The organism is Actinopolymorpha alba DSM 45243, from assembly GCF_000373925.1.
In the GTDB taxonomy this organism is placed as follows: Bacteria; Actinomycetota; Actinomycetes; order Propionibacteriales; family Actinopolymorphaceae; genus Actinopolymorpha; species Actinopolymorpha alba.
The window spans coordinates 15,427-26,550 of record NZ_KB892771.1 but is presented as its reverse complement, the minus strand read 5'-3'; the positions used below and the strand labels follow the sequence as shown (position 1 = coordinate 26,550).

At 68.8% G+C, this 11,124-nt stretch carries 10 protein-coding genes; 5 read left to right on the top strand and 5 right to left on the bottom strand.

Annotated elements, in window-relative coordinates; all coding sequences use genetic code 11:
* Positions 1–79 precede the first annotated feature (79 nt).
* A complete protein-coding gene (locus B141_RS0124480; RefSeq protein WP_020577827.1) occupies positions 80–307 on the bottom strand; it encodes a TetR-like C-terminal domain-containing protein in 228 nt (75 codons plus the stop codon).
* A gap of 17 nt (positions 308–324) precedes the next feature.
* Here B141_RS0124480 and B141_RS42490 point away from each other — a divergent pair, with 17 nt between their 5' ends.
* The 4 genes from B141_RS42490 (at position 325) to B141_RS0124460 (ending at position 4,492) form a co-directional block, all read left to right on the top strand.
* A complete protein-coding gene (locus B141_RS42490; protein ID WP_020577826.1) occupies positions 325–1,506 on the top strand; it encodes an MMPL family transporter in 1,182 nt (393 codons plus the stop codon).
* A 114-nt stretch (positions 1,507–1,620) separates the two neighbouring features.
* Positions 1,621–2,274 carry a TetR/AcrR family transcriptional regulator gene (locus B141_RS42485; RefSeq protein WP_020577825.1) on the top strand — a complete coding sequence of 218 codons (654 nt, stop codon included), beginning with the start codon at positions 1,621–1,623 and terminating at the stop codon, positions 2,272–2,274.
* Positions 2,271–2,978, top strand: a complete 708-nt coding sequence (locus tag B141_RS42480) for an ABC transporter ATP-binding protein (RefSeq protein ID WP_020577824.1) — start codon at positions 2,271–2,273, stop codon at positions 2,976–2,978. Before B141_RS42485 ends, B141_RS42480 begins: the two co-directional genes overlap by 4 nt.
* Positions 2,975–4,492 carry a DUF6297 family protein gene (locus B141_RS0124460; RefSeq protein ID WP_020577823.1) on the top strand — a complete coding sequence of 506 codons (1,518 nt, stop codon included), beginning with the start codon at positions 2,975–2,977 and terminating at the stop codon, positions 4,490–4,492. Before B141_RS42480 ends, B141_RS0124460 begins: the two co-directional genes overlap by 4 nt.
* A gap of 551 nt (positions 4,493–5,043) precedes the next feature.
* On the opposite strand, the gene B141_RS49570 is transcribed toward B141_RS0124460, so the two are convergent.
* The 4 genes from B141_RS49570 to B141_RS51630 all read right to left on the bottom strand — a co-directional run bounded on the left by B141_RS49570 (position 5,044) and on the right by B141_RS51630 (position 8,345).
* Positions 5,044–5,268 (bottom strand): hypothetical protein, encoded by a 225-nt coding sequence (locus B141_RS49570; RefSeq protein WP_157181244.1) that lies wholly within the window; start codon positions 5,266–5,268, stop codon positions 5,044–5,046.
* A 228-nt stretch (positions 5,269–5,496) separates the two neighbouring features.
* Entirely contained in the window at positions 5,497–5,952 is a 456-nt protein-coding gene (locus B141_RS42475; RefSeq protein ID WP_237742794.1) for a methylglyoxal synthase, read from the bottom strand.
* A gap of 106 nt (positions 5,953–6,058) precedes the next feature.
* On the bottom strand, positions 6,059–7,435 hold the full coding sequence (locus B141_RS0124450) for an NADP-dependent succinic semialdehyde dehydrogenase (protein WP_020577821.1): 1,377 nt from the start codon (positions 7,433–7,435) through the stop codon (positions 6,059–6,061).
* A gap of 436 nt (positions 7,436–7,871) precedes the next feature.
* Positions 7,872–8,345, bottom strand: a complete 474-nt coding sequence (locus B141_RS51630; protein WP_157181243.1) for a GNAT family protein — start codon at positions 8,343–8,345, stop codon at positions 7,872–7,874.
* Between the two features lie 410 nt (positions 8,346–8,755).
* Here B141_RS51630 and B141_RS0124435 point away from each other — a divergent pair, with 410 nt between their 5' ends.
* Positions 8,756–11,098, top strand: a complete 2,343-nt coding sequence (locus B141_RS0124435; protein ID WP_020577817.1) for a glycoside hydrolase family 43 protein — start codon at positions 8,756–8,758, stop codon at positions 11,096–11,098.
* Positions 11,099–11,124: the final 26 nt, after the last annotated feature.

Here is an 11,124-nt window from a genome sequence, read left to right as displayed (position 1 = left end):
TGATCACGTATACGTGGTCATTACCCGCCCCGCACGGCATCGGCGCCACGTGAAGCATGCAATGACCACGTATACGTGATCATTCAGGTACGCCGACCAACCGCGCGAGGTCGTTCAGCATCACCTCGAACATCGGCTCGGGGTCGTCGAGGATGTGCCACAGATGCCCGAAGGTCTCCATCGAGATCAGGCCATAGATCCGGATCCAGTGCTGGAGCAGGACGGCCATCGCGGCAGGGGGCAGCTTCTCGATGACGAGTCCGGAGGACGCGGCGCGGGCGAGCACCTGGTCGCGGTACTTCAGCAACCCGCGCTCGAGTGACGGTGGCAGCTCAACGTCCGCGGGTCAAGGTCGACGAGGAGAACCGCGGCTGGGGCCGCATCGGCCGGGCGGTGATGCGCCGTCCCGGGCTGGTCGCCGTCGTCGTCGTCGGCGGGTTGCTGGTGGCGGGTACGCCGTTCCTGCGTGCGGAGTTCGCCGACGTCGACGCGTCTGTCCTGCCCAAGGGCAACAGCGTCCGGGTCGCGACGGACCTCGTGGACAAGGAGCTTCCGGTCGCCTCGTCGGACGCCGCGCAGGTCGTCCTGGTCGGTGCCGACGGCCGACCACCGTCCGCCGCGACCGTGGGGGCGTTCATCGCGGACGCGGAACGGATCGACGGCATCGGCACGGTGGCCCCGACGGCCAGCAGGGACGGCACGATCGTCCTCGCGGCGCAGGTCGAGGGGGACGCCCAGGCGAAGCCGGCCCAGGATGCCGTCCGCGCGTTGCGGGACCTGCCCGCACCGACCGGCGTCGACGAGGTCCTCGTCGGAGGTCCGACCGCCTACCTCGTCGACGGGCTCACCGCGATCGGGGACCGGTTGCCGTGGATGCTGGCGATCCTGGCGGGTGCGGTGTTGCTTCTGCTGCTCCTGGCGTTCGGTTCGCTCGTCGTACCCGTCAAGGCGGTCTTGCTCTCGGCGCTGTCGCTCACCGCGTCGTTCGGTGCGATCGTGTGGATCTTCCAGGAGGGTCACTTCGTCTCCTGGCTCGGCGCCGAAGCCGGCCCGCTCGACGCCTCCCTGCCCGTGCTCATGTTGGCGGTGCTGTTCGGCCTCTCGACGGACTACGAACTCTTCCTGCTGTCCCGGATCGCGGAGGGATACCGCTCCGGGCGTACGCCGAAGGATGCCGTGGTCTACGGCCTCAGCCGTACCGGCGGGCTGATCAGCGCGGCGGCGCTGTTGCTGGCGATCGTGGTGGGGGCGTTCGCGTTGAGCGGCCTGAAGTTCATGAAGCTGCTCGGCGTCGGCATGCTGATCGCGATCGCCGTCGACGCGACGATCGTGCGTGGGCTGTTGGTTCCGGCCATCCTCGCGCTGCTTGGACGGGCCGCGTGGTGGGCGCCGGGTCCGCTGGCGCGACTGGCGCGCCGGGTGTCGCTGGAGGGAGAGGAGCCGGACGCCGACTCTGGCCGGGAGCCGGCGCCGGAGTTCGCCGGGCGCGCTGAGGCGAGATCGTGAGGCTCAGGGGCCGGCGTTCGTTCTTCGGCGAGGTCTGCTGACTGGCGGAGAGCGTTCACCATGTACGCTCTGACCAATTTGGTTGATCGGGTCAGAACGTACAGGAGTATCAGCATGGCAGTCGCGGTCCGGACCGAGCGGATCTTCGACGCCGCCGCCGAACTCTTCGTCAGGTACGGCGTCGCGAAGACCACCGTCGACGAGATCGCCCGGGCCGCCGGGATCTCCAAGGGCGCGGTCTACCTCGAGTTCCGGAGCAAGGACGCGCTGATCGAGGCGCTGGTACGCCAGGAGATGCGGGTGTACGTCGCGGCCGTCCTGGCCCGGGTGGAAGCGGATCCCGACGGTGGCCGGCTCTCGCGGATCTACCAGCACTCCGCGCGGGAACTCCTGGCGCGGCCCTTCCTCCGGGCGCTCTACACCCGCGACGCTGACGTGCTCGGCGCGTACGTACGCCGAGGCGTGCCCCGGCAGGAAGCGACCCGTAGCTTGTTGAACAACGCGTTCGTGCAACGCCTGCGCGAAGCCAACCTGATCCGACCCGACATCGACGCGGAGGTGCTCAGCCAGGTGATGGGTGTGGTGTCCCTCGGGTTGGTGACCGCCGGACCAAGTCTGGGCGGCACCGCGTTGGCCGGCGTACTCGACCTAGTGGCCCGCATGCTCGCCACCACAGTGGAGCCACCGGCCGGACAGGGCGATGTGGAAGCTGGCCGGAAGGCGTTCGCGGAGCTGTGCGCCGGGATCGATGCGGAGCTGGCCCGATGACCCGGGTCCGTCCGCCCCGGCGGCGGCAACCCGGGAGCGACGACGTGGCAGCCGCGTTGTCTCCTCAGGTGGAGCGGCCGTTGCTCAGCGTCGACGGGCTCCGTCATTCCTACGGCGTGCACGTGGTGTTCGATGACGTGTCGTTCGAGGTGGCTGCCGGGGCGTCCCTGGCGATCGTCGGGCGCAACGGCACCGGCAAGAGCACCTTGCTGCGCTGCCTGACCGGCGCCGAGAAGCCCAGCGGCGGCACCGTCACCTTCGACGGGGAGGCGTACGACGAGACGTCACCGCGGGTACGCCGCGAGGTCGCCACGGTCTTCGACGACATCGACTTCTTCCCCGATCTCACAGTGGCCGAGCACCTGGATCTGCTGGCCCGCGCGCATGGCGTACCCGACGTGGAGGAGACCGTCGACCGGGTCCTCGACGATCTTGGGATCGCGGGCGCGAGCGGTCAGTTCCCGAGCACGTTGTCGTCTGGGCAGCGGCACCGGCTCGCCCTCGCGACGGCGTTCGTCCGGCCACGGCGGCTGTTGCTGCTCGACGAACCCGAACAACGCCTGGACGAGGACGGCCGGGCGTGGCTCGCCGGGAAGCTCCGCGCCGACCTGGTCGCGGGCGTCGCGGTGGTGTTCGCGAGCCACTCGGCTGACCTGGTCGCCGCGGTCGCGACCGACGTACTCCGGATCGATGGCACCGCATGACCGCACCCGTCCGTGCGGCTCAGCCGGTCGCCGCGGTCCCGAGTGCTCGCGCGCTGCGCAAGGAACTCCGAGCCCGGCGGCGCGCGCACTCTGACCGGACGCTGCGCGATGCGCTCGAAGACCTGTACCTCTGGGTGTTCGGCGTACTCATGCTCGGCTCGATGACTGGTGCTGTCGCGGTGCGGCTGTGGGCCGAGATCTCCCGCTGCGACACCGCGAGCTGTGTCAACGCCCGCGACGTGGTGCCCCTCCCGCTCGGTGTTGGGGTGCTCGCTCTCCTGCTCCGGGCGCTCATGGCGCTCGGCCCGGTGTGGACGAGCCGCGCGGGGAGTACGTTCCTTCTGGGTACGCCGGTGGACCGGCGGGGCCTGCTGGCCCGGCACGTGCGGGCGCTGCTGGTGGGCGGGCTGCTCGGGGGCGCCCTCCTGGTTGCCACGCTGGTCCTCCTCGCCTCGACCCGACCCGATGTGGTGGGACTTGGTGCGGCGGCAGGGGCCGCGTTGGGTCTCACGGTGGTCGCCGGTGCGGTGGTGGCGCAGCGTGCGCCGGGCGCCCGAAGGGTGCTGTCGATCCTCAGCGACGCGTTGGTCCTGCTGGCCCTGACCGCGGTGCCGGTGTTCCTGCTCGGAGTCGACGTACCCGCGGCGGCCTGGGCCCGGCCGGTCCCGTTGGCGGTCGCCGCGGTGGCCGGGTCGGTGGTCGCTGGCGGCCTGGTGGTCGCGGTGTTCAGGGGACTCGGGCGGGTACAGCGGCGCGACGTGGTGGCCGGCGGCGAACTCCTGGCCGGTCTCTCGGGTGCCGCGGCCTCGATGGACACCTCGATGCTCGCCGATGTGCTGGTCGCGCGGAGGTTCCGCCTGCTGGGTGCGGCCCGCTCCCGCCGTGGACGGTGGACCGGCCTGGTCGCGGTCGCCTACCGGGAAGCACTGCGGTCGCTGCGTTCTCCGCACCGGTTGGTGCTCGCGGTGGGTCTGCTGGTCCTGCCGTACGCCGTCGACCGGCTCGGCGTCCCCTCGGTTACGCCGTTGGTGGCGGGTGCGCTCGGCTACCTCGCGGTCCGGCCGTTCTCCGGTGGGCTGCACACGGTGGCCAGGTCAGCTGGGCTGCGGCGCGGCTTCCCGGTCGCTGACTTTGCGCTGCGGATGGCGTTCACCGTGCCGCTTCTTGCCGCGGCCGGGGTCTGGAGTGTGGTGGCCGCGCCGACCGTCGCGGGACCCTCGCAGCTGGCGTTGTTCGGGCTGGCGACGAACGTGCCCCTCGGTGTCGGATGGGCCGCGCTCGCGGCGACGATCGCGGCCGCGGCGATCCGGTCGGCGACCCGCAAGCCGGTGAGCTACGAGGGCCCACTGATCTCGACCCCCGCGGGCGCGCTGCCGGCCGGTTTTGTGGGGCAGGTGTTCCGGGGACCGGACTTCCTCCTGGTCGGTATCGCGCCGCTGACGTTCGGGCTGCCGTGGCCGCTGACTCTCGGCGTACCCCTGCTCCTGCTCCTCGTCAGCCTCCGCCGCGGCTAGAGATGGGGCTCATTCAAAACCCCGTCGCGTCGCCTTCAGGTTCGACCGCGATGTGTGAGACAAAAGGGGCAGGGTTTCTCAGAAGCTTATTCAAAACCCCTGGCGCTGGACAGGTCGCGGCATCGTGAAGGTAGCGGGAGCCGACTTGGCGGAGATGTCTCGGCTTCTCTGCCGACACTCCTCCGCCCGTCTCGAATGGCGTACACCTCACCCATCCGGCAGCTGAGGCGTCCCGGTCGAAGATCGTGAAGGATTTTAGTCAAATAGCGACGAAAATCCTTTACGATCATGGCCGCCCCGCTTGGCAAAGTTGATCAACGGTCCACGGATCGGGAACTCCCGCGTGGGTGCCGGAATTCGGGACCGTTGATCAACTTCGGCAGCACGGTGGTTTTGAATAAGCCTCTCACTATCCGATGCAACCGGGGTGTATGCCATTCGAGACGGTCGCCACCTCACGCGGCGTCTCCCCACGAAACGCGCTGAATTCGCCTTGCCTGGTGACGCCTCCGGTGCACGAGGACCCGAACTGGCCTCACGTCCGCAGTACCTCAGCAAGACCGTGAAAACTTACTGACGGCCGTGGTGACCTGGTCGCCTGTCAGATTGTTACCCATCGCCGAAACCGTCTCTACATCTGTCCCGCCGGCGGGTTCCGGCTTGACGGCGGCATTGCTCTCGCCCGGCACTAACACAAGAACAACAGCCACCATCGCCAACCCTGCCAACAGCGCGGACAGACGCTTTCGCCCTGCGCCAAGGAATCCGCTCGACACGCTTCGTCTCCTCTTCACTCAGCCAGCGAGTCTGTGCGCATGAGCTCGGTCAACGCGCGGGCGCCACTCAAACAGCCGCCGCTCCCACGCCGCTCCCACGCCGCTCCCACGCCGCTCTCACCGAGCTGACATCCGGCACGTTCGGATATCGGGTGCGGACGTCGGCGTGTTCTGCAGCGCGTTGATGTGCCGGCCAAGGACGCTGAACGCGGCCGCCTTTTCCAGGCGTCAGACCACAGCGGTTGGGAGCGCCTGGCCCGCCTCGCCCGACGTGGCCGGAACCGCCATCAGCGGTGAGGAGATCACGAAGTCGGCGGTCGCGCGGTTGCACGCCACCGGGATGTTCGCGAGGACCGCGAGCCGCAGCAGCGCGCGGATATCCGGCTCGTGGGGCTGCGGGCACAGCGGATCCCAGAAGAAGACCAGGAGGTCGATCTCGCCCTCGGCGATCCGGGAGCCGATCTGCTGGTCGCCGCCGAGCGGCCCGCTACGGAACCTGGTGACCGGCAGGCCAAGCCGCTCGACCAGCAGTCGGCCGGTGGTACCGGTCGCATAGAGGCGGTGGTTTGCGAGAAGCGTGCGGTTGAACGCCGCCCATTCGCAGATGTCGGGCTTCATGGTGTCGTGCGCTACCAGCGCGATACCCCGGCCGGTTGGGCGGACAGGGGGTGTTTCAGCGCTCACTGACGGGTCCCCGTTCGTGCGGATCGGTTCATGCGATCCCAGGCTTCCCCGCCCCGGTTTCACCGCCGTTACCGCGACGTGCCGGCGGGCGAACGTCTCCCGGTGTTCATGCCGCCCACACGGTCTTGGTGTTGCAGAACTCCCGGATGCCGTACGCGGCCAACTCGCGGCCGTACCCCGACCGCTTCACTCCACCGAAGGGCAGTTGGGGGTACGACACGACCATGCCGTTGACGAAGACCTGACCGGACTCGATGCTTCGCGCGAATTCCGCCTGCTCGGCGGGATCGTGGGTCCAGACGCTCGAGCCGAGGCCGTACGGCGTGGCGTTCGCCAGCGCGATCGCGTCCTCGACCGACCCGACGCGGTGTATTTGGGCGACCGGGCCGAACACCTCCTCGTCGTACATCCGCATCGCCGGCGTGACGTCCGTGATGACGGTCGGTGGGTACCACCAGCCGGGCCGGTCGGGAGTCTCACCACCGCAGAGCACCTTCGCGCCCTTGCCGACCGCGTCCGCGACGACCTGCTCGACGCCGTCCCGGCCGACCTCGGTGGCAAGCGGGCCGAGGTCGGTGTCGTCGGCCATCGGGTCACCGATCCGCAGGTCGGCCATCCGCTCGACGAACCGGTCGGTGAACTCGTCAAAGCAGTCCTCGTGAACGAGGAACCGCTTGGCAGCGATACAACTCTGCCCGTTGTTCTGGCAGCGTGCGGTGACCCCCACGCGTACCGCCTGATCGACATCCGCGGACGGCATCACGACGAACGGGTCGGAGCCGCCGAGTTCGAGCACGGTCTTCTTCACCTGGCTCCCGGCGATCAGACCGACCGAGGAGCCGGCCGCGTCGCTGCCGGTGAGGGTGGCGGCCCGGATGCGTGGGTCGAGGAGCACCTGCTCCACGTCCGTGGATCCGATGAGAAGGGCGGCGAACGCACCCTCCGGGAAGCCGGCCCGGGTGAAGAGCCGGTCGAGGTACAACGCGGTGCGCGGAACGTTCGACGCGTGCTTGAGTACGCCGGTGTTGCCGGCCATCAGTGCGGGCGCGGCGAACCTGATCACCTGCCAGACCGGGAAGTTCCAGGGCATGACGGCGAGGATGGGCCCAAGTGGCTGATAGCTGACGTACGCCCGGGACGCTCCGACGCTGTCCGGGTTGTCCAGCGGCTCGTCGGCGAGGAACCGCTGGGCATGCGTGGCGAAGAACCGCATACCCATGGCGCACTTGGCGATCTCGGCGCGGGCGCTCTGGAGCGTCTTGCCCATCTCGGTCGTGACGGTGCGGGCCAGGTCGTTGATGTCGGCGTCCAGCAGGTCTGCGGCGGCCCGCATCCACTCCGCACGGGTGTCGAAGGAGGTACGCCCGAGCGCGCGGAACGCCTCGTCGGCCAGCCCGAGCCGGCGGTCGATCTCCTCGGGGGAGAAGGGTTCGAACTCCTCCAGCGTCTCGCCGGTGGCGGGATTGATCGTGGCGATAGCCATTGGTGCGCCCCCTTCCGGGGTGGCGGATGGGTTCGCCTTCCATCGTCGCGCGGCGCGGCGCGGCACGGCACGGCGTCGAGTCGGCCGCACCTGAGAGCGGTTCCGAAGACAGAACTCGGACCGACCGTTACGGTGCCATTTGTGAGGGTTCACTACAGCCGGGAGCCGCTGGTGCCGGAGCCGACGCTCCAGGAACGAGGGCGTGAGGCGTTGTTCGGCATCAAGATCCCCTGACGCCGGCCTTGCCGCCAATGTGGAACCGATGCGTCGCGTCTGCCAGGCATGTCATGACCCGTGGTAGGTCTCTTGCTTGGGTTGTATGGTTGCTCTTGACGCCGCCCCATCGCGGTGGGGTTGGAAGCGAGCCTCGGGAGATCCTGCCGGACGACAGGGCCTGAGGCTTCGCGCTCTTTATGGGCTTGGTTCGTCTCGATCCTCAGATGGAATGCACCTCCACCTTGGTTCGGATTGACTGCCAGAAGGCATCGTCGCGTCCGGTGTAAGACGCCCCGAAGGCGCCGCAGATCACGTCAGGTATCCACAGGGCAGCATCAGCCGGTCCAGGAACATGGTCGATGCGCAGTCGGTGACCGACGATCTTTCGGGCCCGCAGCGCATCGAGCATGCCCCGGTCTGCCTTGTTCTGCCCTCTCGCCCGCGCCTCGAGATAGACATGCCAAACCTCGAGTCGGTTCAGCTCATACAACATCCGCTCCAAGCAAAGTCGCCGACGCCGCTCAGATGGTTCGTCCGGCTTGCCGACGCGGACGACAAGGATGTGCTCGAGGCAGCTATATCCGGCGACGGCTTCAACGATCTTTTGGCGGCGGTCGGGGCTCTCGTCACGCCAATGGAGTTTCCGCTGGCCTCGAAGTAAGAAGAGCTTCATACCTTCGCGAACCGGCTCCACGTCTTCCGGTGAACACAGCACGCCGGCCAGAACGTACGCGGGCGAGGCGCAGGGCGACCCGGGCTCCGATTCGTCGAGCCATGCATGCCACATGGAGGCAGTTCTTTCGGGGAGACGGTAGGGCTTCGGCCGTCGGCACGGGGCATGAGGGTTTCGGAACGAGGCGACCTCGTGGGGGACACTCGTACGGCCGATGGGCGCCACACATTGTGCCGGGAAAGCGTAGCGGCCCGGACTCAGGGGCTGGGTGATACAGCGAGCTGGTGACTCTGTCGAGTCGCCTGGCCTAGCGCATCAGCTGCCCGCGATGAAGCCGGCCGGACGCGGCCAGTGCCAAGTCTTTACAACGTTGATCATCACGGATAGACACTGCGGCGAGGCTGCGTACGCATTCCCGTGAGGAGATCGCTATGCAAAGACGCCGGCGAATTCGTACCGTCGCGGGGTTCGGTGCCCTTGGGGCCGGACTCGCCGCGGCGGCGCTCGCCGCCCCACCGACCTCGGCTGCTCCACCAGGCTCGGCCGCACCCGCGCGCCCGACGTACACCAACGAGGTGACCCGCGGCTACTCCATCGATTTTCCCGACCCCGCCGTAATTCGCGGCAAGGACGGCAACTGGTACGCCTACGCGACCGGCGGACCGTACGACGAGCAGGGGAAGGCCGGATCGTCGTACAAGATCGCGAAGTCGGCGGATCTCGTGCACTGGGAGAACGCCGGCGACATCTTCCCCGCCGGCCGGCGCCCGAGTTGGGCGACCGCGACCACAGGGTTCTGGGCGCCCGACATCCGCTACGTCAACGGGACGTACCTTCTCTACTTCACTGTCCCCGACACGACCACCAGCACTCAGGGCTTCGACCCGGCGATCGGTGTCGCGACCGCACCTACTCCGGCCGGCCCCTGGACGCCGTCTGACGCGCCGCTCATTCCGGCCCGGCCGGTCGGCACTGGGTACGACACGGTGATCGACCCGGCGCTGTTCACCGACACCGACGGCACGCTCTACCTCTACTACGGCGGGTACGGCTCGGGGATCTGGGTCGTGAAGCTGTCGCCTGACGGGCGTCGGGCGGTGACGGAACCCCGGCATGTGGCGTCCTCGCGCTATGAGGGCCCGTACCTCATGCACAAGGACGGGTGGTACTACCTCTTCGCCTCGTCGGCGAACTGTTGCGCCGGGCCCACCACGGGCTACACCGTCTTTGCCGGGCGTTCGAGAAGTCCGCTCGGGCCGTTCGTCGACCGCCTCGGCGTACCCCTGCTCGCCAGCCGGGCGGGTGGCACGCCGGTCATCGCGCCGAACGGCAACAAGTGGATCGGCACCGGTCACCACTCGGCGGCGCTGGACGTGAGTGGCCAGACGTACATGGCCTACCACGCGATCGACCGCGACGACCCATGGCTGGACGTCTCGCCCGGCTTCACGATGCGGCCGATGAACCTCGACCGGCTGGACTGGATCGACGGCTGGCCGATCGTCCGCGCGGGACTCGGTGCGTCGGACGACCCGCAACCCGCGCCGATCGTGCGCGGGGAGGTGGACGACCGGTTCGAGAACGCGGACGCGACGGCGGCGAACTTCAGCACCCTGACGGGTGACTTCGCGGTCGCGGGGCCGGATGACGCCTCGGACTCGGGTGGCTTCGCCCGGCTCTCCGGTAACGATGCCCTGGCGGTGACGAAGAAGGTGCTGTCGGACGCCGATGTCCGCGTCGAGGCCGACGTACGAACGACTGCGAGCGGCAGCGTCGGGGTGGGCGCGAGGTACGTCGACCAGCGGACCGGCGTACGCGCGATCCTCGATGCGGGCAAGCGCGAGCTGCGGCTCGAGGCGTCCCTGGGCTCCAACGTGCGCACGCGGAGTGTGCCGCTGCCGGCTGGGTACGACGTGTCGGCCCGGCACGTGCTTGCCCTCGAAGCGCGCGGCACCAAGGTGACCGCGAACCTCACCGACGCGCGGCTCGGCGACCCGTGGGCGGAGGTCTCGCTGGAGGTGCCCAACGGGCTCGATCGCCCGGGTCGGGCTGGTCTCCTCGCGGAGGGTTCTGGCGAGGCGGACAACTTCTCGGTGAACCCGCTCTTCACGCCCGTGACGAAGGCGGTGCCGGCTCCGAAGCCGGGCAAGGTCGACCCGGCGTACTCCGACGAGTTCACCGGCGGGCTTGGTGCCGGCTGGTCCTGGCTGCGGGAGGACGCCAACGCGCAGGTGAAGGACGGCCAGCTGGTCTGGCCGACCCAGACCGCCGACCTGGTGGGCGACGGCAAACCGGGACTCCTGCTGCGCGGGGCGATGCCCGAGGGCGACTACACGGTGGAGACCAAGCTCAGCATCGACCTGGGCGTCGACGCGGTACGCAACTACCAGCAGGGCGGTCTGATCGTCTACAACAACGACGACGATTTCCTGCGGTACGACGTGGTGGCCGTGGGGCCGACGAGGATCGCGGAGTTCGGCAAGGAGACGGTGTTCCAGGGCAGGCGTTCCTGGGGCGGCGGACTCGTCGGCGCGCCGGCGGAGACGACCTGGTTGCGGCTGGTGCACACCCGGGATCCGAAGACGGGCGAGCATCGGTTCCGGGCCGCGTCGAGTACGGACGGTGAGAACTGGACCTGGGGTCTGACCTGGACCCTGCCGGCCAACTCCACACCGAAGGTCGGACTCGTCTCGCATGGATCGCAGCCGGCGACGACGGAGAAGTTCGGCCCGGCACTCTCGGAGTTCGAGTACTTCCGGGTCTCCCGGCCGTAGCGGTTCGGTTGGAGCCACCCTTCTCT

Bases quoted from the DNA above. Each gene is read 5' to 3' on its own strand.
- B141_RS42480 (WP_020577824.1), top strand. From the start codon at position 2,271: ATGACCCGGGTCCGTCCGCCCCGGCGGCGGCAACCCGGGAGCGACGAC.
- B141_RS0124460 (WP_020577823.1), top strand. From the start codon at position 2,975: ATGACCGCACCCGTCCGTGCGGCTCAGCCGGTCGCCGCGGTCCCGAGT.
- B141_RS0124435 (WP_020577817.1), top strand. From the start codon at position 8,756: ATGCAAAGACGCCGGCGAATTCGTACCGTCGCGGGGTTCGGTGCCCTT.
- B141_RS42485 (WP_020577825.1), top strand. From the start codon at position 1,621: ATGGCAGTCGCGGTCCGGACCGAGCGGATCTTCGACGCCGCCGCCGAA.
- B141_RS0124450 (WP_020577821.1), bottom strand. From the start codon at position 7,435: ATGGCTATCGCCACGATCAATCCCGCCACCGGCGAGACGCTGGAGGAG.